The organism is Bacillus sp. SD127 (genome assembly GCF_058566445.1).
Genome location: NZ_CP191226.1, coordinates 747,901 through 771,485, shown reverse-complemented (window position 1 = coordinate 771,485; position 23,585 = coordinate 747,901). Strand labels below are relative to the sequence as shown.

Annotated in this window: 21 protein-coding genes and 1 other annotated feature; of the genes, 5 read left to right on the top strand and 16 right to left on the bottom strand. The window is 45.3% G+C overall.

All coding sequences use genetic code 11. The features are described from left to right. Positions 1-28 precede the first annotated feature (28 nt). From ACQVGS_RS03965 to araE, 4 genes are all read right to left on the bottom strand, one after another. Positions 29-1,213 (bottom strand): phosphoglycerate kinase, encoded by a 1,185-nt coding sequence (locus tag ACQVGS_RS03965; protein ID WP_095712992.1) that lies wholly within the window; start codon positions 1,211-1,213, stop codon positions 29-31. A gap of 313 nt (positions 1,214-1,526) precedes the next feature. Next, positions 1,527-2,534, bottom strand: a complete 1,008-nt coding sequence (gap, locus tag ACQVGS_RS03960; protein ID WP_010331916.1) for a type I glyceraldehyde-3-phosphate dehydrogenase — start codon at positions 2,532-2,534, stop codon at positions 1,527-1,529. A 46-nt stretch (positions 2,535-2,580) separates the two neighbouring features. After that, complete coding sequence (cggR, locus tag ACQVGS_RS03955; protein WP_106019573.1) at positions 2,581-3,603, bottom strand: gapA transcriptional regulator CggR; 1,023 nt, start codon at positions 3,601-3,603, stop codon at positions 2,581-2,583. A 297-nt stretch (positions 3,604-3,900) separates the two neighbouring features. Continuing rightward, the gene (gene araE / locus ACQVGS_RS03950; protein ID WP_024122896.1) at positions 3,901-5,295 is read right to left on the bottom strand and encodes an arabinose-proton symporter AraE; all 1,395 of its coding nucleotides are present in this window, start codon (positions 5,293-5,295) and stop codon (positions 3,901-3,903) included. Positions 5,296-5,498: 203 nt separating this feature from the next. Between araE and araR the strand changes: the two genes are divergently transcribed. Then, positions 5,499-6,587, top strand: coding sequence for an arabinose utilization transcriptional regulator AraR (gene araR / locus ACQVGS_RS03945; RefSeq protein ID WP_263463498.1), 1,089 nt, complete (start codon positions 5,499-5,501; stop codon positions 6,585-6,587). Positions 6,588-6,635: 48 nt separating this feature from the next. On the opposite strand, the gene ACQVGS_RS03940 is transcribed toward araR, so the two are convergent. After that, positions 6,636-7,646: an LLM class flavin-dependent oxidoreductase gene (locus ACQVGS_RS03940; RefSeq protein ID WP_188323312.1), complete on the bottom strand. Its 1,011-nt coding sequence runs from the start codon at positions 7,644-7,646 to the stop codon at positions 6,636-6,638. Between the two features lie 227 nt (positions 7,647-7,873). On the opposite strand from ACQVGS_RS03940, the gene ACQVGS_RS03935 reads away from it, so the two are divergent. Next, positions 7,874-8,287 (top strand): hypothetical protein, encoded by a 414-nt coding sequence (locus ACQVGS_RS03935; protein WP_103671304.1) that lies wholly within the window; start codon positions 7,874-7,876, stop codon positions 8,285-8,287. Between the two features lie 62 nt (positions 8,288-8,349). Here the strand turns inward: ACQVGS_RS03935 and ACQVGS_RS03930 are convergent, their stop codons facing one another. Beyond that, entirely contained in the window at positions 8,350-9,231 is an 882-nt protein-coding gene (locus ACQVGS_RS03930; protein ID WP_188323313.1) for a LysR family transcriptional regulator, read from the bottom strand. 98 nt (positions 9,232-9,329) lie between these two features. On the opposite strand from ACQVGS_RS03930, the gene ACQVGS_RS03925 reads away from it, so the two are divergent. Next, a complete protein-coding gene (locus tag ACQVGS_RS03925) occupies positions 9,330-10,247 on the top strand; it encodes a DMT family transporter (RefSeq protein WP_151174519.1) in 918 nt (305 codons plus the stop codon). Positions 10,248-10,289: 42 nt separating this feature from the next. On the opposite strand, the gene ACQVGS_RS03920 is transcribed toward ACQVGS_RS03925, so the two are convergent. The 9 genes from ACQVGS_RS03920 to ACQVGS_RS03880 form a co-directional block, all read right to left on the bottom strand. Next, entirely contained in the window at positions 10,290-11,633 is a 1,344-nt protein-coding gene (locus ACQVGS_RS03920; protein ID WP_151174520.1) for an amino acid permease, read from the bottom strand. Between the two features lie 69 nt (positions 11,634-11,702). Then, positions 11,703-11,941: a binding site (T-box leader), on the bottom strand. 97 nt (positions 11,942-12,038) lie between these two features. Next, positions 12,039-13,073, bottom strand: a complete 1,035-nt coding sequence (locus tag ACQVGS_RS03915; protein WP_106019578.1) for a glycosyl hydrolase family 18 protein — start codon at positions 13,071-13,073, stop codon at positions 12,039-12,041. A 106-nt stretch (positions 13,074-13,179) separates the two neighbouring features. Beyond that, entirely contained in the window at positions 13,180-13,902 is a 723-nt protein-coding gene (gene lutC / locus ACQVGS_RS03910; protein ID WP_491831005.1) for a lactate utilization protein LutC, read from the bottom strand. Further along, positions 13,902-15,341: a lactate utilization iron-sulfur protein LutB gene (gene lutB, locus ACQVGS_RS03905; RefSeq protein ID WP_188323316.1), complete on the bottom strand. Its 1,440-nt coding sequence runs from the start codon at positions 15,339-15,341 to the stop codon at positions 13,902-13,904. Before lutB ends, lutC begins: the two co-directional genes overlap by 1 nt. 27 nt (positions 15,342-15,368) lie before the next feature. Further along, the gene (gene lutA, locus ACQVGS_RS03900; RefSeq protein ID WP_106019580.1) at positions 15,369-16,085 is read right to left on the bottom strand and encodes a lactate utilization iron-sulfur protein LutA; all 717 of its coding nucleotides are present in this window, start codon (positions 16,083-16,085) and stop codon (positions 15,369-15,371) included. A 433-nt stretch (positions 16,086-16,518) separates the two neighbouring features. Further along, positions 16,519-17,121 carry a two-component system response regulator YvfU gene (yvfU, locus tag ACQVGS_RS03895; RefSeq protein WP_024122907.1) on the bottom strand — a complete coding sequence of 201 codons (603 nt, stop codon included), beginning with the start codon at positions 17,119-17,121 and terminating at the stop codon, positions 16,519-16,521. Beyond that, entirely contained in the window at positions 17,122-18,252 is a 1,131-nt protein-coding gene (locus ACQVGS_RS03890) for a sensor histidine kinase (protein ID WP_142396177.1), read from the bottom strand. A gap of 3 nt (positions 18,253-18,255) precedes the next feature. Then, on the bottom strand, positions 18,256-18,993 hold the full coding sequence (locus tag ACQVGS_RS03885; protein WP_024122909.1) for an ABC transporter permease: 738 nt from the start codon (positions 18,991-18,993) through the stop codon (positions 18,256-18,258). 1 nt (position 18,994) lies between these two features. Continuing rightward, positions 18,995-19,897, bottom strand: coding sequence for an ABC transporter ATP-binding protein (locus ACQVGS_RS03880; RefSeq protein WP_095712985.1), 903 nt, complete (start codon positions 19,895-19,897; stop codon positions 18,995-18,997). Positions 19,898-20,203: 306 nt separating this feature from the next. Here ACQVGS_RS03880 and ACQVGS_RS03875 point away from each other — a divergent pair, with 306 nt between their 5' ends. Together ACQVGS_RS03875 and rsbP are read left to right on the top strand one after the other, a co-directional pair. Next, complete coding sequence (locus ACQVGS_RS03875; protein ID WP_095712984.1) at positions 20,204-21,016, top strand: alpha/beta fold hydrolase; 813 nt, start codon at positions 20,204-20,206, stop codon at positions 21,014-21,016. Between the two features lie 29 nt (positions 21,017-21,045). Further along, positions 21,046-22,245: a phosphoserine phosphatase RsbP gene (gene rsbP / locus ACQVGS_RS03870; protein WP_474393402.1), complete on the top strand. Its 1,200-nt coding sequence runs from the start codon at positions 21,046-21,048 to the stop codon at positions 22,243-22,245. A gap of 49 nt (positions 22,246-22,294) precedes the next feature. Here the strand turns inward: rsbP and ganB are convergent, their stop codons facing one another. Further along, positions 22,295-23,581: an arabinogalactan endo-beta-1,4-galactanase gene (gene ganB, locus ACQVGS_RS03865; protein ID WP_127696460.1), complete on the bottom strand. Its 1,287-nt coding sequence runs from the start codon at positions 23,579-23,581 to the stop codon at positions 22,295-22,297. Positions 23,582-23,585: the final 4 nt, after the last annotated feature.

Genomic DNA, 23,585 nt, shown 5'->3' with positions numbered 1-23,585 from the left:
GTTCCACTTCCTTATAGCAGTTTTAAAATTATTTATCGTTCAGTGCAGCTACCCCTGGAAGCTCTTTGCCTTCCATGAACTCAAGGGATGCGCCGCCTCCTGTTGAGATGTGGCTCATTTTGTCAGCTAGGCCGAATTTTTCAACCGCTGCTGCAGAGTCTCCTCCGCCGATGACAGAGTATGTATCTTTTGCCTCTGCCAATGCTTCCGCAACCGCTTTTGTTCCTTGAGCGAACAAGTCGATTTCGAATACGCCCATCGGTCCGTTCCACACGACAAGTTTGCTGTTTTTGATTACATCAGCATACGTTTCGCGTGTTTTTGTACCAATGTCAATCGCTTCTAAATCACTAGGGATTTCAGAGATCGGCACAATTTTTACGTTTGCATCGTTAGAGAAATCATCTGCAACGAGTACATCTTCAGGCATGTAGAAGTTAACGCCTTTTTCTTTCGCGCGATCCATAAATGTTTTCGCAAGCTCGATTTTATCTTCTTCAAGCAGAGATTTACCAACCTCATAACCAAGCGCTTTAACGAATGTGTAAGCAAGACCGCCGCCGATGATCAGGTTGTCTACTTTATCAAGAAGACTTTCGATGACGCCGATTTTATCTTTTACTTTCGCTCCGCCGATAATGGCAGTGAACGGACGATCAGGGTTGGAAATTGCTTTTCCGAGTACGTCAAGCTCTTTTTCCATTAAGAAACCTGCAACCGCTGGCAGATGCTCGGCAATTCCAGCTGTAGATGCATGAGCACGGTGGGCAGCACCGAATGCGTCATTCACATATACATCTGCAAGCTCAGCAAATGCTTTTGCAAGCTCAGGATCATTTTTCTCTTCACCAGGGTAGAAACGTACGTTTTCCAATACAAGAACGTCTCCGTCCTTCATGTCGGAAATTTGTGATTTTACAGCATCACCGTATGCTTCATCCGCTTTTTTCACTTCTTTGCCAAGCAGTTCGCCGAGGCGTGCAGCAACAGGAGTTAAACGAAGCTCCTCAACAACTTCGCCTTTCGGGCGGCCTAAGTGGCTCGCAAGAAGGACTTTCGCGCCTTGGTCTGCAAGGTGTTTGATTGTCGGAAGTGCAGCACGGATACGTGTATCGTCTGTTACTTCCCCGTCTTTCATTGGAACGTTAAAGTCAACGCGGCAGAATACAACTTTGCCTTTTACGTCGATGTCTTTGAGAGTTTTCTTATTCATGCTTTAGGAGATCCTCCTTCAAAATGGTTTGCATGCAGCACGAAAAACGTGAAACCGTCTGATCAAGCGATTACTCCGCGAGGGCAGATCGCATACTTTTCGGCACAGGGCAGATCGTCTGAAGCCAGGGCAGTGGCCGCAGGCAAAGGCGCCGGAAAGCTGCAAAACGCAGATGCTTCTCTTTCACAGAACGTTTTCTGAAAGCCGGTCTTCATGGAAAAAGGGAAAGGGAGTCCGTCCCCTTCCCTTGTCCGCTTTCATTATAGCGCTTCTATTCAAAAGAACCAAGTCAGGTCCTTTTTTCAGCTATGAATTAAAGACCTTTTTTAGCGATGTAAGCTGCAAGGTCAACAACGCGGTTAGAGTAGCCGCTTTCGTTATCGTACCAAGAGATTACTTTTACCATGCTGCCTTCCATAACCATTGTAGAAAGAGCATCGATTGTAGAAGAATTTTTGTTTCCGTTGTAGTCGCCAGAAACTAATGGCTCTTCGCTGTAGCCTAGGATTCCTTTAAGATCTCCTTCAGCTGCTTCTTTAAGAGCTGCATTTACATCTTCAGCTGTTACTTCTTGGTTCAGTTCAGCTACCAAGTCAACTAAAGAAACGTTTGGAGTTGGAACACGCATTGCTCCGCCGTTCAGTTTGCCTTTTAGTTCAGGAAGAACTAGAGAAACTGCTTTAGCAGCACCAGTTGAAGTTGGGATGATGTTTTCAGCTGCTGCACGCGCACGACGGTAGTCTTTGTGCGGAAGATCAAGAATTTGCTGATCGTTTGTGTAAGAGTGAACTGTTGTCATCATACCGCGTTTGATGCCGAATTTGTCGTTAAGTACTTTTGCAAACGGCGCAAGGCAGTTTGTTGTGCAAGATGCGTTAGAGATAACGTCGTGGTTAGCCGCATCGTATTTATCTTCGTTAACACCCATAACGATTGTGATATCTTCTTCGTTAGCAGGAGCAGAGATGATTACTTTTTTCGCGCCAGCTTCTAAGTGCTTCGCAGCGTCTGCGCGTTTTGTGAAGAAACCAGTAGATTCAACTACGATTTCAACGCCTTGTTTACCCCAGCTAAGTTTAGCAGGATCGCGTTCTGCAGAAACTTCAATTGTTTTACCGTTAACAACAAGGTTGTTACCGTCAACTGAAACCTCAGCGTCTAATTTTCCGTGTACAGAATCATATTGTAAAAGGTGAGCGAGCATGTTAGCATCTGTTAAATCGTTAACCGCTACTACCTCAACTTCAGGATTGTTTAATGCTGCGCGGAATACGTTACGTCCAATACGACCAAAACCGTTAATACCGACTTTTACTGCCATGATTGTTTCCTCCTTTAAATAAGTGAGAGATATTTATATTGAGGGATTATTCATCCCTTAATAACTTCTTTGCGGCTCCTTCGTCAGTGACGAGAACCGTGTTGCGCGGCTTTTTAAAGTAAGCCTCGATCGCCTCGGCTTTTGATGATCCGCCCGCTACCGCTATTATATCGGGAATGGCGTCTATGTCATCCAGCTGCATTCCGACAGAATGCACTTTATGGACCACTTCGCCGTCCGCGTTAAAATAGTAGCCGAACGCTTCTGTCACCGCGTTGTTATCATCTATTTTCTTTAAGTCTTCTAAAGGTGTGTTTCTCCGCTCAGCCATAGTTTTAGCTTCGCCGATTCCGTGAACCAGCATACTCGCTGATTTAATCGTGTTCAGCACCTCTTTGACAGAAGGTTCTTCAATAATAGATGAATAGGCGCCTTGTGACAGCTGTCCCGGAACAAACAAAAGCCGGTAAGTGCCTGAAGCCTTTTCCGCCATATGCGCGCATATGGTGTTCGCCTGGTTTTTTACGTCTTCGCCTAAACCGCCTCTTGCAGGCACAAACAAAAGCTCGCGGTTTTTAGAATCCGGCGTCATCATCTCGGCGACAGCTTCAATTGTCGTACCGCCGGTCACAGCGACGATATTTTTGCCTGAAAATCTTTTTTTCATACATGCGGCAGCCGCTCTTCCCATTTCTTTTTTGACCCATGGGGATTGATCGCTGTCTCCGGATACAATAATGACGTCCTTTAGATTTAAACGTTCTTTTAATGTCTTTTCCAAAAGCGTCAAACCTAAAACATCTTTCATCGTATCTTCTAAAACGGAAAGCAGTTCATAACCTTCTTCTGTCAGCGTCATGCCGTTTGTTTTAATATCGACCAGATTCTGTTCCTTCAAAAACTGAACCTCGCCTCTCAGCACACGCTCGCTGATTCCGAGACTGGCAGACAGGCTTCTGCGGCCGATGGGTTCTGTCAGCCTGATATACTGCAAGATTTCGAACCTCTTTTGCATAACGAGCAGAAGATCAGGCAATAATTTTTTTTGAGCTTGTATTAACTGGTTCATGACTCAAACGTTCCTTCCTTTTTTGCTGGACACCAAACGTCCCGCTATGACAAAAAACGTCCCATCATAGCCAAAAAAAATCATTTCTGCTTTCTTTAATTATTTTAACAGGGTGGAAATGTTTATTCAACTGTTAAGAGCCAATTCATCGACAATATTCGCGCAGTTTTCATGCAGCTGCGTTTCTTATTCAATATTTTTTCCTTTATATCTCTATCTTATACAGCAAACCGTTAATGGTGCGCACAAAATAAAAGAGCCCTCTCAATCGAAAGGGCTACATATTTTAAAACGTTTTCATTTTATCCATAGCTTTTCAATCTCTTCGAGCGATTTATTCTTCGTTTCCGGACAGATTGTGACGACAAACAGGAAGCAGAGAATGTTAATGACGGCAAAGATCCAGAACGTGTAGGCCAGTCCGAACGAGCTGATCATCATCGGCACAAACTGCCCGATCGCCCAGTTTGCTCCCCATAAAAAGATGGTGGCGATCCCTGCGGCTCTCGCCCGCAGATGGTTCGGGAAAATTTCAGAAATCATAATCCATGTGATCGGCCCAACCGATACACAGAACGCGGCGACAAACCCTAATATAAAGAAGATCAGCATAAATCCGCTTGTTAACTGAAAATAAAACGACGTCCCGATTAAGATCATAAAAATAGCCATGAAAGCAGAACCGATGGACATCAGTTTTTTGCGCCCGACTTTATCAATCAATAAAACTGCGATGACGGTAAAAATGACTTCCACGACACCGACAATACAGGTTGTCACAAATCCGGCATTTTGTCCGAATCCCATCATTTTAAAGATTTCCGGTCCGTAGTAGGTGATGGCGTTCATGCCGATCACTTGATTAAAGAGCGCCAGCAGGATTCCAATGATAAGCGCTTTTCTGAGACCTGGTTTGAAGAGCTGTGATAGTGACCCCATTTGTTCTATTTTTAAAGAGTTTTCAATGTTCTTCAATTCTTCTTTTGCGACAGTTTCTCCATTAATGCGTGTCAGAATCGATAACGCTTCTTTTGTTCTGCCTGCTTTCGCCAGCCATCTTGGACTTTCCGGCACGACCAGCAGGACAAGGAAAAAGATAACGGATGGCACCATTCCGTAAGCGAGCATCCATCTCCATCCGGTTTGCACGCCCCATTCATATGTTCCGGAGCGCTGGACAGCGAGATTAATAAAGTACGTTGCGGAAATACCTAGTATCGTAAAGAGCTGATATAAGGAAGATAAACTTCCGCGTATGGCGGGCGGCGCCGCTTCCGTAATATAAGTGACGGATAATGACGAACCCATTCCGATCCCCAAACCTCCGATAATTCTCGCAATGATTAAGGTCGACACGTCTTGTGAAACAGCAGAAACAACTGCTGATACCGCAAATAACAGGGCCGCTGTCATTAAGATTTTTCTGCGCCCGAACCTGTCGCTTAAAAACCCGGATACCCCGACTCCCGCAACTCCTCCAATCATAATGCTTGAAATCACCAGCCCCTCCATGAACGGACTCAGGCTGTATAAATCCTTTAGAAAACCAATAGCACCGGAAATAACTGCAGTGTCATAGCCGTACAATAAACCGCCAAGCCCCGCCGCGCATGATATCAAAATCACAAATCCCATTGAATGGCTTCTTGTTACAGGAGCATTTGGTTCTAATTGAGTTGGAGTATTCTTCATTTCTCTGCCCTCCCGAAAGTTGAGTAAAGCGTTTACATTTTTCGTCCCAATTGTACGTACTTATTTAAAAATTTAACGAAAATTATTGTTTATTAGTACGTACAAATATAGAATAATCCCGTTTGCATTTTCTGTCAATGTTTTCTTGTATAGATCACTGTGATATACTGAAATTTGTCCGTATACATTTTGGAGGAATGGATATGTTACCAAAATATGCTCAAGTAAAAGAAGAAATCAGTTCATGGATTAATCAAGGCAAAATTCTGCCCGATCAAAAGATCCCTACCGAAAACGAGTTAATGCAGCAATTTGGCGTCAGCCGGCATACCATTCGTAAAGCCATTGGAGACCTCGTATCGCAAGGCCTGCTTTACAGCGTGCAAGGCGGGGGCACCTTTGTCGCTTCACGCTCTGCTAAATCAGCGCTGCATTCCAATAAAACGATCGGCGTTCTGACGACCTACATATCAGACTATATTTTTCCGAGCATCATTAGGGGAATCGAGTCTTATTTAAGCGAGCAGGGATATTCTATGCTTCTGACAAGCACAAACAACAATCCGGATAATGAACGCAGAGGATTAGAAAACCTGCTGTCACAGCATATTGACGGATTGATTGTAGAACCGACAAAAAGCGCTCTGCAAACGCCGAATATTGGCTACTATCTCAATTTAGAAAAAAACGGCATTCCTTTTGCGATGATTAATGCGTCATACGCCGAGCTTGCCGCACCGAGTTTTACTCTGGATGATGTGAAAGGCGGCATGATGGCGGCCGAGCACCTGCTCTCTCTCGGCCATACGCACATGATGGGTATTTTTAAAGCTGATGACACGCAGGGTGTCAAACGGATGAACGGATTTATACAGTCGCATCGCGAGCGTGAGTTATTTCCTTCTCCGGATATGATTGTGACGTTTACGACGGAAGAAAAGGAATCAAAGCTGCTGGAGAAAGTAAAAGAGACACTGGAGAAAAACAGCAAAAACATGCCGACTGCTATTCTTTGCTATAATGATGAAATTGCACTGAAGGTTATTGATATGCTTCGGGAGATGGATATCAAGGTGCCTGAGGATATGTCCATCGTTGGGTATGATGATTCCCATTTCGCACAAATCTCCGAGGTGAAATTAACCTCTGTGAAGCACCCGAAGTCTGCGCTGGGAAAAGCGGCTGCAAAATATGTTATTGACTGTTTGGAGCATAAAAAGCCTAAGCAGGAAGATGTCATTTTTGAGCCTGAGCTGATCATCCGCCAGTCCGCAAGAAAGCTGAATGAATAAAAAAGCAATGTATGGGTTTCCCCTTTACATTGCTTTTTTTTATGGCCTTTATCTGTTTTTCCAAATGTCAGCCACGATTTCAAATGAACGCATTCTGTCAGCGTGATCAAAGGTTTCTGAGTTGACCATAATTTCATCGGCCTGAGTTGTTTTGACAAAGTCTTCAAGCTTTTCCTTCACTTCTTCAGGACCGCCGACGATGGTTGAACTAAGCTGCTCATGAACCATTGCCTTTTCATATGGGCTCCAGATTTGATCCATGTCTTCTACTGGCGGCTTCAGCTGGTTCGGCGTGCCGCGGACAAGATCAAGGAATCGCTGGTAATGCGATGTAGCCAGATGCTGCGCTTTCTCGTTTGTATCTGCGGCGATAATCGTTACGCCGACCATCGCATACGGTTCATCGAGCACTTCTGACGGTGTAAAGGAATTGCGGTACAGCTCCAAAGCGGGAACCGTATTCGCCGGTGAGAAATGAGCAGCGAATGCAAACGGAAGACCCAGCTCACCTGCAAGACGGGCACTAAAATCGCTTGAGCCCAGCAGCCAAATCGGCACATCTATGCCCTCTCCCGGAATGGCGCGGACTTGATTGCGCACGTTTCCTGACGGTTTAAAGTAATTGCGCAGTTCCTCTAATTGTTCTGGGAAATCTTCACCGCTGCCGATGTTTCTGCGGAGCGCCCTTGCAGTCAATTGGTCTGTTCCCGGTGCACGTCCGAGCCCCAGATCAATCCGTCCGGGATACAGTGTTTCCAGTGTGCCGAATTGTTCAGCGATGACAAGTGACGAGTGATTCGGAAGCATAATACCGCCGGAACCGACGCGGATTTTCTTTGTGCCGCCGGCTATATGGCCGATCAGAACCGCGGTGGCAGAGCTTGCGACACCTTCGATATTATGATGCTCTGCAAGCCAATAGCGGTGATAGCCCCACTCCTCTGCACGGCGCGCCAAGTCCATGCTGTTTCGGAATGACTCTGCTATCGTTCCCCCTTGAACAACAGGAGATAAATTCAAGACAGAAAGCAAGGTATCTTTGCGTTGGTTGTTAGACATATTGTTCTCCTTTGCAGTTGTGATATAAGTAAACAGCCTCATGCTGTTATGTCTTTATCGAAAGGACTTCTATCACACCATAACACAACTGCGTTTAGGATGAAAAGAATTTGATTCGATGAAATTCGAACAATTCTCTATAGAAATTACAAAATTCTTAATCATTCTTGCTACCAAATGTTACTAATGTTAATATAAGTAATATAATAAAATGAAAGGAAGTTTATATGTTTAAAAAATTTTTATTGATGGGGTTCACCGTAATCTTATTAGCAACATTAATTTCAAGTGGTAACACTAATAAAGCCTTAGCTGCTGATTGGATCTGGTCTGGTAATCAACAAAACTTAAATGTAAATGGATTTACTGATGCCTCTTACTACACTAAGAAAGCAACAACAGTTGATTTTACTCTTGGATCACCGTATCCAGGTGGTCATACATTTAAAGGAAATCTGTACTTACAACGAAAGTCCGGTAGTAAATGGACTACATGCAAGAAAACAACTTTTTCTTTTAAAGTATCTGTAACTAAATCATTCTCTCTAAAAGGTTGTAAAACAGGCTATTATCGTGTTAAAGCTACCTTTCAGGGTTCTAAAGCAACAAATACTACCAATACTTTTAAGATAAATCGATAATAATTAAGATATATATCTATTAGCAAAGGAGCTCAAAAAAATGAGCTCCTTTATTAACATTCTTATTTTCCCACAATAAACAGTTCCTGTGCCATCTCAATGAAAAGCTTAGCCGCCAAAGAAGCCTCCTTCAGCGACGGAACAGCAAGCTGCACATCGCGGTATACCTGCGGGTCCAGATCCCGCGTCACCACATGCTCCGGCAGCAGCATGCCCGACATGGACATTTCTGATAAAATCGCCAGCCCCAAGCCTTCTCTGATCATATTGATCGAGGTGTTCATGTTATAGACTGTAAAAGCGGCGTTCAGCGTAGCGCCCGCCTGCCTGAACATATCGTGAAAAGGTGATTCATAGCCGCCGTCACAGACGATTATCGGTTCATGATCGAGATCTTTCAGCGTAATGGCTGAACGGCTGCAAAGCGGATGATCATCTTTGAGCACGACGGCCATTTTGTCTTTTTTCAGCCGAATGTACTCCATCTCGTTTGCCGGATAGAGAAGAATGCCGGCATCGATCATCCGCGTGTGAAGCCACTCCTTGACTTCATCTACGGTTCCTTCATGCAAAACAAGCTCTAATTTCGGATACCTTTGTTTAAACTCGCTGATCAGCTTTGGCATAAAATAAGCGGAAGCGGTTGGAAATGTGCCGATATGAATCGTTCCCAGCTCAAGCCCTTTTTCTGCCGCTGCGACCTGCTCAACTTTTTCGATTCCTTTTAACACTTCTCTGATATGGACTAAGATCTTTTTTCCCGTGTCCGTCAGCATCAGGCCGTTTCGGCGGTCACGGATGATCAGTTTCACATCAAGCTCGGCTTCAATTGCGGAAATGGCATGGCTGACAGCCGGCTGTGTCATGTTCAGCGCCTGTCCCGCTTTTGTAAAACTCCCCGTTTCAGCTACTTTGACGAAAACTCTTAATTGTGTAATGGTCATAACAATTTACTTATGCTCCTCATAAAAAAGATTCATTTTATTTATCTTATGTTCTACCGTATCATATGATGGAAATGTTCTACAAGGAGTGATCAAAAGTGAAGCAGCTATCAAAAACGCGGACAGCGCTCCTTCTCGCCTTTCTCGTTATCATGTGGGGGGTCAATTGGCCGCTGTCGAAAGCCGCGCTCGCCTATTCGCCGCCTTTATTGTTTGCGGGCATCCGGACGCTGATCGGCGGGCTTTTATTAGTGATTGTCGCATTGCCGCGTATTCATAAACTGCGTTTTAAAGAGACGTGGCCGATTTATCTTGTTTCTGCTCTTTTAAATATTACGTTATTCTACGGCCTGCAAACGATCGGGCTGAATTATCTTCCAGCCGGCTTGTTTTCCGCTATCGTCTTCTTTCAGCCGGTGCTGATGGGTGTGTTTTCTTGGCTGTGGCTTGGCGAATCGATGTTTGCGATGAAAGTGATCGGGCTGATCCTCGGTTTTGCAGGTGTAGCGGTCATTAGTGCCGCGGGCTTTGGCGGGCATATTTCTGTCATTGGGGTTCTGCTCGCTCTCGGTTCCGCAATCAGCTGGGCGTTCGGGACGGTATATATGAAAAAAACAGGGAGCCGCGTCGATTCCATTTGGATGGTCGCCTTGCAGCTGACGATCGGAAGCGTGTTTCTGTTGATATCCGGCTTTGGGACAGAAAGCTTTTCCGCGATCCAATGGACAGCTCCTTTTATCACGAGCCTGCTGTTCATCTCTGTATTCGTCATCGCGCTCGGCTGGCTTGTCTTTTTTACCCTTGTCGGTTCAGGAGAAGCAAGCAAGGTCGCATCATATACTTTTTTGATCCCGCTCATATCAATCGTGGCCAGCTCCATTTTCCTGCATGAACCGCTCACCTTAAGCCTCTTGGCGGGTCTGCTGCTGATTGTCACGAGCATCTGCCTCGTGAATTCGAAATCCAAAGCACAGAAAACCGCGTCGATTGGTGTAAAGGAGAAGGCCGCACAATAAGAAAAACCCTCTTGCCGGATGTGACAAGAGGGTTTTTCTTATTTACTGATACTTGCGTCCTTTGACCAAATATGCAACTGTAATCAAAAGGTAGATCGCCGCAGTGATGAGCGTAATGACAATTGACGTTGTCATGATGACCCCGATCAGAATGGCGAGTAATGCCAGAACCGCAAACCATGTCGTGTACGGGAACCATTTGACATAATAAGCAGGTGTTTCTGTTTGATGTTTTCTTGATTTCAAATGGGCCAATCCGATGATCAGCCAAATAAATAAGACTGTATATCCCAGTGACCCCATTAAGTAATTAAATGTCTGGCTTCCGGCGAACAGAGAAATCAATACGCCAATATATAAAGAAGAAGTGCACATCAGTATCGCAAACATCGGGACGTTTTTCGATGAAAGCTTAGAAAAGATCCGCGGCAGTCTTCCGTCAGTTGCCTGTGTATACAAAATGCGGGACGATCCGTATAAACCTGAGTTCATTGAAGAAATGATCGCCAAAAGGATGACTGCGTTCATGATATGATCCGCGCCCGGAATGCCAACCATTTTAAAGACCATCACGAAAGGACTTTCCGGAACGGAATTCACTTGATTCCACGGGATCAGGCTGACGATGATGAAAAACGGCAGCAGGTAGAACGCGACAATCCGTGTCAGTGTGCTGCGGACAGCTTTCGGAACAACCTGTTCCGGGTTCTTTGTTTCAGCAAGCGTCACACCGATAATTTCTGTACCGCCGTAAGAGTAGATGACGACAAGCATCGCCGTAATCAGCCCTGTGCCGCCGTGCGGGAAAAATCCGCCGTGCTCTGTCAGATTCGAAAACCCGGCCGCTGTATGATCACCGAATGATACAAATAAGAGCAGCAATCCTAATAAAATAAAGATAACAATAACGGTAATCTTGATCATAGCCAGCCAATACTCAGTTTCGGCGAAGATTTTTACAGAAAGCAAGTTCACAATCGTAACAACAAGAGAAATTGCTAATGCCAGCACCCAGATCGGGCAGCCCGGCAGCCAATATTGAATAAAGATCGCAGCTACAACAGCCTCAGCCGCAATGTTAAGCACCCACATTTTCCAGTAGATCCAGTCCAAGAAATATGCAGCGTAATTTCCTAACACCTGCTGCACAAGATCACGGAAGGTTCTCGCGTTTCGGTTGCGCACAGCCATTTCTGCGAGCCCCTGCATTATAAACAGCAAAATAATGCCGCCGAGCAGGTATGCGATAATGACCGATGGCCCTGCCACATCAATTGCCGAACTGCTTCCTTTAAATAAACCTGCTCCGATTGCACCGCCCAGCGCCATCATCATAATATGGCGGGACGTCATCGTGCGTTTTAACGTCTGATTGTCCTTTTTCATCCTCTTTTTCCTCTCCTTCTCGTCTTCAAAAACAAAAAAAGCCCGCCGTCTCTTATCTATACGAATAGATAAAGAGACGACGAGCCTTCGGCTGACCGCGGTACCACTCTTGTTGATCCTTCCTAGAAGAATCCAGCTTTTTGACCCTGTAACGAAGGTTAGCCGTTAAAACATGGGGAATATTCAATCTATTCCGTTTCGTCCTACCACTCCCGGGCGAGTTCAAAGAAGAATCAGGCTGCGTCGCACCATCCCGCAGCTCTCTGTACTGATACCTTTCTTTTACTGCTCCCAATCTATGTGTTTTAGTTTTCTGAAAAACTTAAATTTTATGATCTGAATATATTAACATAATATACGTGCTTCTCTTTTCTCTGTCAATAACTTGCGAGAAAAAAGAAATTGTTATTTTGTCCCTTTCTGAATGGCCTTCCAGAAGGATTCCGATTCGTGTCCTAAAGCATAGACAGAGACACCGGCTATTTTATATTGTTTCGCCAGACGGCTTTTTGTTTCGATTGTTTTTTCATTTTCATACCAAACGACATGTTTATGTTTCTTTTTGTCAGTGTAAGAAAACGTCATAGAACCTGTTTTTTTATTGAATGCCGGCTTTGCTTTCTGCTTCTTAATGAGGGACTTGATGTCATTCCATTCCTGCGCTGAGCTGCTGCTTCCGTCTTTCAGATCCCAATCATAGCCGTACGCAGGGACCCCCATGATCACTTTGTTTGCTTTGATTTTTTTGACAGAAAACTGCAGCGAGCGCTTGATCCAGCCTGTGCTTGCCACTGAGCCCGGTTCGCCCCAAATGCCGTGTTCGTCGTAAGTCATGACTTGCACATAGTCGGCATATTTCCCGATTTTCGCATAATCATACGGCCAGCTCCAGTCATCGTTTTTATCATCGGCACTTTTGGCCGGAACGGAAACCATTGTTTTGATATGTTTCTTTTTCAAAGCTTGTGAGACATATTGAATGAAGCTTGAGTATGCAGAACGGTCTTTCGGATTAACTGCCTCAAAATCAATATTGACTCCGTAATAGTGGTGCTTTTTTGCCAAAGAAATGAGCTGGTCTGTGAATCGTTTTCTCGCTGTTTTGTCAGTCATGACCCGATTCGCTAAGTTTCCGTCAAAATCATAAATAGCGTCATTATAATTGGAAATGACGGCCCACGTTTTGATTTTATTTTTCTTCGCGTATGTAAGCTGCTTGCTCGGGACATCGCCAATCACACGTCCGTTTTTATCAAACGCAAACGTATCAGTGGCAATGGAGCTGATATATTTATGGTACTTCGTAAGAGAATTGTATGATGCCGTATCCCCGGTTGTATAGCCTAATGTCATACCGGCCGCCTTTGCTTCTGTTTTTGTATACATAAACAGAACGATCGCAATAGCTAGTGAAACAGCTATGATCAGCCACTTTTTCATTTCGTTCCCTCCTTTTTGACGTCATATTCTTCTCATCGGCTAAATTTTTGGAAAATGAAGTTTTTTCAAGCAGAAAGCCCGGCATAAGTTGCCGGGCTTTTTCAGATCAGCGGTCAGATACGAGAATATAAGCCGCTTTAACCGGACCGTGAACACCGACCACCAAATCCATTTCGATGTCGGCGGAGTTGCTCGGTCCTGTAATGTAGTTAATGCATGAGGGAACCGTGATACCGTCAGCTATATTTTGCCGGATGATATCACTGGCTTGTGTCATTCTCGGCACTATGCTTGATTTCGGCACAATGGCAATATAGGTTGTCGGCAGAAGACTGACAGAGCGGCCGATGTCTTTTGAAGAATAAAGGACAACCGTACCCGACTCGGCCAGTGTGATTTCACTGAATGTAATCCCCACATTGGCTTGCTCCGCTTTTTTGATATTTTCTTCACCTTGGTCAGCATCCCATTCCCAGACTTGCGTTCCTTCACCAGGCCAGTCTTTGGTGAGCAGGCTATTTAAACCGTAAGCCTCAAACCGGGGGTCCTTCGGAATGATGACAGGCCCTCCGGAAAACCGGCTGACTTGTTCGCGCAAGGCATCGTACAAACCGGTTGAATCCGTCTCAATCAGCTCAGTATGGATTTTGACACAATGGTTTTTGAGCACCGTGACTAAGTCATCGGCCGAATACCCTTCAAATGTTTTATATTGCGGCTGATGCGCCCACTCAGGGACGGCCACGCCACCCTTTCTTCTGTCTCGGCCAAGGCGTGACGCGATCCGGTTTAAAAAGCTCTCTTGATTCTGAATGGTTCCCTTCGTCATCACTGCTCCTCCTTCGTGCGTTCACTTGTTTCTCTGTCTGAAAACCAGTCTCTGAATCTTGATTTATGCGGTGCCGGGAAGTCGCGGATTTGCGTCCAGCCTTTAAGCGGGCCGGGCCCTTTTGAAATTTTGTCATCCTCTGTAAAAGGCGTCATGGCGGCCGGCGCCCATTTTGAGCCCATTTTATAAAGCGACAAAGAGGAAGACCCAAGACCGAACGCTTTCATCGCAAGCTTTTCACTGATCGGCGCTCTGCCTTCTTTTTCGACGATGTTCTGACGATGCTTGAGAAGCAGCTCATGAAGCGGGATTTTGACCGGGCACGCTTCTGAACAAGCCGCGCACAGTGTAGACGCGTACGGCAGCTCCTTATAATCGTCATAACCGCCGAGCAGCGGCGATAAAACGGCCCCGATCGGCCCCGAGTAAATCGAGCCGTATGAGTGTCCGCCGACATGGCGGTACACAGGGCAGACATTGATACAGGCAGCACAGCGGATACATTGCAGCACAGACTGAAATTCGGTGCCGAGAATGTTGGACCGGCCATTGTCAACAATGACAAGATGGAATTCCTCCGGGCCGTCGATTTCGTCTTCCAGTTTGGGGCCGGTTAAGGCCGTGATATAACTCGTCAGCCGCTGTCCGACAGCACTTCTTGTCAGCATGCCGACAAGCACTTCAAATTCGGAAAATGACGGGACAATGCGCTCCATTCCCATAACAGTAATTTGTGTTTTCGGCAATGTCGTGACAAGCCGCCCGTTTCCTTCATTGGTTACAAGGCTGACTGAACCCGTGTCGGCAATGGCAAAGTTGCAGCCGGTAATGCCGATATCGGCTTCCAGAAATTTTTTCCGAAGGATGCCGCGCGCATGCATGACGAGCTCTTCCGGTTTTTCTGTCTGTTTATAATCCAGTCTTTCCTTAAACACATCGCGAATCTGCTCTTTATTTTTATGAAGAGCCGGCGCCACAATATGTGACGGCGGGTCATGATCATCAATCTGCAAAATATATTCGCCGAGGTCAGTTTCGACGACTTCGCAGCCTTCCTTCTCCAGCACTTCATTCAGATTGATTTCTTCTGTCACCATAGATTTAGACTTTACGATTTTTTTGCCGTTTTTCTTTTGAATCACGCTGCGGATATAAGAGGATGCTTCTTCAGCTGTCTCAGCAAAATAAACGTGTCCTCCTCTGCTTGATACATTGGATGCAAGCTGCTCCAAATAAAAATCAAGATTTTCAAGGACATGCTGTCTGATCTCCTCAGATAACGAACGCCATTCTTCCCAGTTTCCCAGCTCTTCGGCTGCTTCCAGCCGTCTCGTCCGCAGACGCTCCTGCGCACCCGAGACAGCGCCTCTCATAAATTCATTATCGATCCCCTGTGATACCCGCTCTTTAAAAGCGTCAGTACCGATTTTCATCGCCATGATCCTTTTCCCCCTCTGTATCCAGTGTTATCTGCTGTTGAGCACTTCGGCGATGTGCATCACTTTGACATTCTTGTCCTTACGATCAAGCCGACCTCCGATATTCATCAAACAGCCGCAGTCAGCGCCGATGAGCACCTCTGCTCCCGTATCCTCCACACATGCGACTTTCTCATCAACCATCTGCTCAGAAATCTGCGCCATTTTGACAGAGAATGTTCCTCCGAATCCGCAGCAGTTGTGTTTCCCCGGAAGTGACGTGAATTCAAGCCCCTTTACATGGCTCAGCAGTTTCATCGGCTCCTCCGATACGCCGAGCAACCTTGTCATATGGCATGACGTATGTAAGGTCGCTTTTTTATGAAGGGTCGCGCCGACATCCTCTACCCCAAGGACGTTGACGATAAAATCTGTTAATTCATACGTTTTATCCGCCAGCTTCTGCGCTTTATCCGCCCATTTCGGATCATTTTTAAACAGGTGTGGATACTCCCTGAACATTGTGGTGCAGGAACCGGATGGACTGACGACATAATCTGACTCCTGAAACGTTTCAATCATTCGTTTCATTGCTTTTTTGGCGTCATTGACGTAACCGCTGTTGTAAGCCGGCTGGCCGCAGCAGATCTGCCCCTCCGGAAAATCAACCTCACATCCGAGCCGCTCAAGCAGCTCCACCGTTGCTTTTCCTACGTTTGTTTGAAACATATCAACAAGACAAGTGACAAAAAGTGAGACTTTCATGATGAACCCCTCTCTCATCCCCAATATATGATCTGGTCATCTGATGACCTGAAGTTAAAGCTTTTACCAATATCGTACACTATTTGGACACAAAATTGAAAGCATTTTCTAATGATTTCAACAATAAAAAAACGCCTGTACATAGGACAGAGCGTTCAAAAGGGCTGATATTGCTTTTTAATGTTCCTGCGTATTTCTTATATGTTTTCACAAAGAGATAAAGGAACGAAAGAGCACTGAGAAGGACGATCCAACCCGCGCCTCCCCTCATTAGCGCAAAAGGGTTTCAAACAAAAAAGCACCGATGAACGCTGAACCTGACATATCCCATAACCCTGGTGTATAGTACCAGCTTTGCGGACAAATAGACCAACCAAAAATAACCATGTAAATAAAAGGGAACCTGGTTATGTATGATTAACCAGGTTCCTCATTAAATCCATCCTTTCTCCTCAGCAATACTAGCCGCTTCTGTCCGGTTTTTCGCATTCAGTTTTTGGATGATTTCTGAAATATAGTTTCGGACTGTGCCTTGAGATAAATAGAGTTCAAGTGTGATGTCTTTTGTTGTCTTGCCTAAAGCAGCCAGCCGCAGTATTTCTTGTTCTCTTACAGTCAGCGGATTTTCATCACGAATCATGTTGAAGGTTAATTCCGGGCTGAACATCCGTTTTCCCTTTACACACTTTCGTATGGCATCTGCCAGATCGTCAATTTCCCCATCCTTCAAAAGATATCCGTGTACGCCGGCTTTGACGGCGCGTTCAAAATATCCTGGGCGGGCAAAGGTTGTCAGAATAATGACCTTGCTTTTACAGCCTTTTTTCATTAGCTCCTCTGCAACCTCCAGCCCGCTGTGAACCGGCATTTCAATGTCCATGATGCAGACATCCGGCTCCAGCCTGAGAATGGCTTTCAGCGCCTCTTCTCCATTTAACGCTTGTCCGATGACCTTCATATCCTCTTCCAGGTCAAGCAAGGATCCCAGAGCGCCTAAAAGCATTCGCTGATCCTCAGCAATAAACAGACGAATCATCTATTTCGTCCTCCTATCATCTGCTTTTCTAATGAGCGGAATCGTCAGTGTCAACACCGTTCCGTTATGGTCTGAAAGAGTCATCTCTCCGTCAATAAACATCAGCCGCTCTTCCATTCCCCGCAATCCATTCCCAAACATCTTCTCCTTCACCGCTCCTGTTCCGTCATCCCTTATGAGAACGGTCATTTTGTCGGCATATTGAGAAATGGTGACTGCACAATGGGTCGCTTTGCTGTGCTTGATGATATTTGTCACTGCCTCCCGCATACACATACTGACAATATTTTGAGTGACGGGAGATATGTCTGTAAAATCTTCGGCCCCTTCGTATTGAAAGGTAATATTACCCGCTCTTAAAATGTGCCGAATGTTGGCTAGCTCCTCCGTCATGGTGACCGTTCTCATATCCGCTACAAGCTCACGAACTTGTTTGAGTGCCGCACGCGAGCTTGTTTCTATTTCTTTCGCTTCAAGCTTGGTCCGTTCTGCATCTGCTGCCGCCAGCCGCTGAATCAGCTGGCTTTTTAACGTGAGGAGCGAGAGGGTATGGCCGAGTGTATCATGAAGATCGCGGGCTATCCGAACACGTTCCTCTCTTTTGGTGAGTTCCTTTATATGTTCGTTGGCTTGGTCAAGCTTTTTTTCAAGCTCTATTCTTCGAAACATGGAACGAATTCCGAAGGGAGAAATCAGCATAATGACCAGAAACGGAAGAACAGAAAACAGCTCCCTGATCGAGGCCAAATCCGCCAGAAAATGATACACGCAAGGAAATATCAGCATGAAGACAAGCCCAAAGAAAGCACGGTTGAACTTCGTTTTCTCACGGTAATAGCCTACAAAGTTTGCCGGGAAAAAGCCTAAATAAATATAGCTGATATGATAAAACAAACTATAAATAAAAATAATGGCCATTTGCGCGCATAACCAATACGTAAATGAAGGTCTGTCCGCACTGACGAACAATTGACGATATGTCACAACAAATAGGAGCAGCATGCCATATCCCAGCACTTGTTTGCTGCCTGATTCTCTCAATAAAGAAAGAAACGGCATAATGGTATACACCAAAAAGATATAAGGGAAAAAACCGAAATGCTTTGGAAATATGGAATTTATGAGTTTCATGTATTACACCGCTTCTTGTTTTCTTCTTATATACTTAAATAGTAGCATGAAGATCACTAAATAAGCGATTAACATCAGAATATTTTTCCAGGTTGGAAGCTCGCCTTGAACAAGAGCCCACGCTCCGCTCCCAAAATGATAAGACGGGAGCCATTGACCTATGTTTTTCAATATGTCCGGCATGACCTCGATCGGCATCCACATGCCCCCGCTTATCGCCAGCAGCATGTAAAGCACATTACTGACCCCGGCTGCCGTTTCTACTTTTCTCATGAGACCGATTAATGTCCCTAACGCTAAAAACGGAAATGCCCCAATTAAAATCCAAAGCCCGCTCATGACCCATTCAAACGGTGACAAGTCAATGCCGTTTATGATGGCGCCGGCAAGAAAGATGACAGTAATAGATAAAAGATGAATGACACTTTGCCCGATCATCTGAGCCGCCAAATAAATATGATCCGGCAGAGGCGTGATGCGGATAAAAACTGACCAGCCTTGTGCCCGTTCTTGTACCAAACGGATTCCAAGCGTCATCATAGACGAACCCATTACGCTGAAGGTGGTCATTGACATTAAATAATGGGCATTCCAGGCATCCTTGTCAGGAACATTGGTATTCACTACGTTTGTAAAGAGATAGTAAAAGGCAATCGGCATAACAAGCGACCAAAACACAAAGTATTTATTCCTGAGCACCCTTTTCATTTCAGCTATGCACTGTTTCCGCAGCATGTTCATCTCACATCGCCTCCCTGTTCCCGTCAGCAAGCTGTCGAAATGCCTCATCGAGCGTTCCTTGTTCGATTCGAATATCATGTGCATTGATGTTTTCTTGAAAGATGAGCCCTAACACTTTATCAGTATTTGACGTTTGAATGCTGACTCGCTGATGCTTTTGAGTCACTCGTTCTACTTCCGGATGCCGATAGAGCTTTTCCAATGATTCATCCGATGAAACCTTAAAGGAAACAGACTGCTTCTGAATCCTTGCTCTGATTTGTTTCGGCGTTTCGTCTGCGGCAAGCCGTCCTTCAGCAAAAAACAAAATGCGCTGCGCGGCATCATCTGCTTCCTGTAAATAATGAGTTGAAAAAATAATGGTCTTTCCTTGATCCGCCAAGCTGTTCACTGTCTTCCAAAACTGGTGTCTTGATGTCGTGTCCATTCCGACAGTCGGTTCATCAAATACAAGTAACTCCGGATTGCCGGCAAGTGCCAAAGCAAAGCTCAGACGGCGTTTTTGTCCGCCGGATAATTTCTCTGCCGGTGTTTTCAAATCTTCTTTTGTGAGTGCTGTCAGTGAGACAAGCTCTTTCATGGATAATGGATGGGGATAATAACTGCGGATAAGCTCGAGGGTTTCGCAGACCTTTAATCCCGGCATGACACTTACTTCCTGCAGCATGGTACCGATTTTTTCACGCACCTGTTTTTCATCAGGCTGACGGTTAAATAATTTGATTTCACCCTCACTTGGCTTCAGCAATCCCAGCATCATAGAGATCGCTGTTGTCTTCCCTGCGCCATTCGGGCCAAGGATGGCCACGATCTCTCCTTTTCCTATGCTGAAATGAATGTTCTTCACTGCTGTTTTTTGCTGAAAATGTTTTGTGACATTTCTTACTGACACAACCTCATTCATTTTATGAGCACCTCCTGATTGCTTACATTGATTGTAAAATACCGGATCAGATGATTTTAGTAAGGGATGTCATGATTTGAGATGACAAATGTCATTTGTGTCATTCAGATGATATTACCGCTTTATATTATATCCGGCCCTAGGCAATCCTTCCGCTACATCTTCCAATCAATCCAGCTCTCCATGCCGCATGTCCTCTTTCTGCAAGACGCCTATTTACTTTCATAGAAAGCCCGCAATTCACGCCTTGAAGTGGTATGATATACATATTAATCTTCATGTCGTTTTAGCTGAAAGGAGCCGACTATGGATCAAGCTATTTTGACTAGGAATCATGTGAAGGTGAGGGGGAACGGCACAACACCAATTGTATTTGCACCTGGATTCGGGTGTGATCAAAGCGTGTGGGATGCCGTAGTTCCTGCCTTTGAAGACGAATACCAGCTGATTCTATTTGATTATGTAGGTGCGGGAAATTCTGATTTGCACGCATATGATATGGTTCGTTACCGCACACTTGACGGCTATGCCCAGGATGTTCTGGATGTTTGTGAAGCGTTAGATCTGTCAAAAGCCGTTTTTGTGGGGCATTCTGTGGGGGCTGTGATTGGCATGCTTGCATCATTACGACGTCCCGAGCTTTTTTCACAACTGATTATGGTGGGGCCTTCTCCTTGCTATTTAAATGATCCGCCTGAGTATTACGGGGGTTTTGAGGAAGAGCAGCTCCTTGGGTTAATAGATATGATGGAGAAAAACTACATAGGCTGGGCAACCGTTTTTGCGGCGACCGTAGTGAATCAGCCGGATCGGCCAGAAATTAAGGAAGAGCTGGAAAGCCGTTTTTGTTCTACTGATCCTATCATCGCACGGCAATTCGCGAAGGCGGCGTTTTTTTCAGATCATCGAAAAGATCTTCCAAAGGTGACCGTGCCTTCGCTTATCCTGCAATGTTCGAATGATGTCATTGCACCGTCATTAGTAGGTGAGTATATGCAAAAGCATCTCCCTTACAGCACACTCATACAGATGAAAGCCAACGGGCACTGCCCGCATATGAGCCATCCCGAAGAGACAATACAGCTGATCAGCGATTATTTGAACGCATACGTGATTTAGGAACGAAAGGGATAGAGGTGACCCTCTGAATGGATCAACAATTGAATTATGCACCATGCGGTTTCCTTACTTTATCTGAAGAGGGTACAATTTTAGCTGTCAATCACACCTTGCTTAAGATTCTTGATTACGAATCGGAACAGGTGATCGGCCAGCATGTCAATGCTCTTTTAACCGTTCCTGCAAAGCTTTTTTATCAGCTTTATTTTGTTCCGCTTTTGCAGCTTGAACAACACATTGAAGAAATGTACATCTCCCTGGAAACAAACAATGGGGAAGAAGTCCCCGTCCTTGTAAACGCAGTTCGGAGAGCGGATCAGGAAGCCGCTGTAACAGAATGCGTTGTCATTCCGATGCGGAAGCGAAACGAATATGAAAATGAGCTGCTGATTGCCAGAAACGCGGCTGAGGAAGCACTGCTCGCCAAACAGAAAGCAAATGCGGAGCTGGAAATTGCTTTGCAGACGCTGAAGGTGAAACAAGAAGAGCTTCTTGCGATCAATAAGCAAAATCAGCAATTCAGATCGAATACAAAAAGAGAGCTTGAACTCGCCAGAAAGATTCAAGAAAATTCATTGACCGAGCCGATCTTGAATGATCAAATTCAGATTGATTCGTATTATAAAGCATCCAGTGACTTATCAGGCGACTTATATGGATTTTATCAAATCGATGAGCACCGCTACGGCTTGATCCTCCTTGATGTAATGGGACACGGCATTTCTTCTGCATTAGTTACGATGTCCCTCCATCCTTTATTCCAGCGATTAATGACACAAGGGATCAGTCCCGACAAAGTCATGAAGGAACTAGACTACCATCTTCACAGTTTGTTTCAAAACGACGAGAAAGCAAGGCATTACTGTACCGCTATTTGCCTCATCATTGATACAGACCGGCAAAGAATTGATTATGTCAACGCGGGCCATCCGCCCGCGTTATGGCAGGATGCCGAGGGAACCCAATCAACGCTGGACGCAACCGCACCGCCGATTGGGATGTTTGAAGAAGCGGTGTTTCAGTCAAGCAGCCTTCACTATACACGCGGCGGAAGGCTGCTTCTGTATACAGACGGTGTGATGGACCCGACGGCATCATGTTATTTACACCGTTTAATAAAGAATCATCCTGATTTGCCTATAGCTGAGCTGAAAAACAAAATCCTCTCATCTCTTCAAACTGAGCCCAAAAACGATGATGAGTGTTTTATTTTAGTAGATGTAAAATAAAAGAATCCATGAGAGATAACAATGCGTTGTTACACCTCATGGATTTTCATTATTTTTTCGGGATATGGCCTGTTTCCGCGTATTTGAATACCTGTAAGGACGGCAGCGGATGTCCGTTGAAATCAAACAAAGCTTGATTATCCACTGCACTTCCTCCATACCACTTACCTGCGTCTTCAGGATCGTATTCGGCTGCATAGCTGGAGGCCCATCCGGAACCATATGTTTCCCATATCGTTTTATTTTTCTCCAATTGCGTCTTCGGGCCGACCGGAACCCACGCAGGCTCCCAATAAAAAACGCCCAATCCGGCTGTTCCTGTCTTTGCCACTGCGTCCATCACATCTCTTACGGCATTTGCCTGGCCTTGCACTGAAATCGGGTATGGCAGCGTCTGACCGCTTTTAGGCGCTGTGTTTTCATGTCCGTCTCCGTCTTCAGCCGTATAGGTGTATGACGTTTCCGCCACCATGACTTTTTTGCCGTACGTATCCGCAACAGCTTTCAGCACGGAGGACAAATTGTGTAACGTACCGTGCCAGAATGGATAATATGAGCTGGCAAATACATCATAATCGACTTTGTTTTTGTTGAGGGTTTCAGCAATATATGAATATCGTCCTGACGTTTCTGGGTTGGTGAAATGCAGCGCGACCAATATGTCACGATTTGTTTCCCTGACTGCCCGGCTTCCTTCATTGAATAATTGACTCATCTTCTTCCAATCCGTTTCACCGGCAAATGCTCCTGTTGTTTCGTTTCCGACCTGTACCATACCGATATCAATGCCTTCCTTGACCATGGCTTGCAGACTTTGTTTTGTAAATCCATAGAGCTTCGCTTTCTTAGCTTCGAAGCTTAAGTTCGCCCAAGCCTTTGGCACCTTTTGTTTTGCAGGATCTGCCCAGAAATCGGAATAATGAAAGTCTGCCAGCAGCTTCATCCCGTTCGCGGTTGCTCTTTTTCCGATTTGGATGGCTTTTTGAACATCATTATTGCCTCCCCCATAACCATTGCCATAAGCGTTATACGGATCATTCCAAATGCGGACGCGGACATAGTTGACGCCTGCTTGCTTTAAGGTTGTAAAGATGTCCTGACGTTTTCCGCTTGCATTGTAAAAGGTTACACCGCTGTTTTCTAAAGCAATAATGCTCGACACGTCAACTCCTTTGATAAAGTCCTTGTTCATGCCCGCTACCTTTTTAACAAAAAGGTCATTTGCCTGAAGCTCTGACACATATTTCTCCCCCTCTGCGGCGGCATATCCCGTCGAACTTCCGATCCCGCTCCAGACGATGACAGCGGCTAACAGCACGATGATTCTGCTTTTCATATTT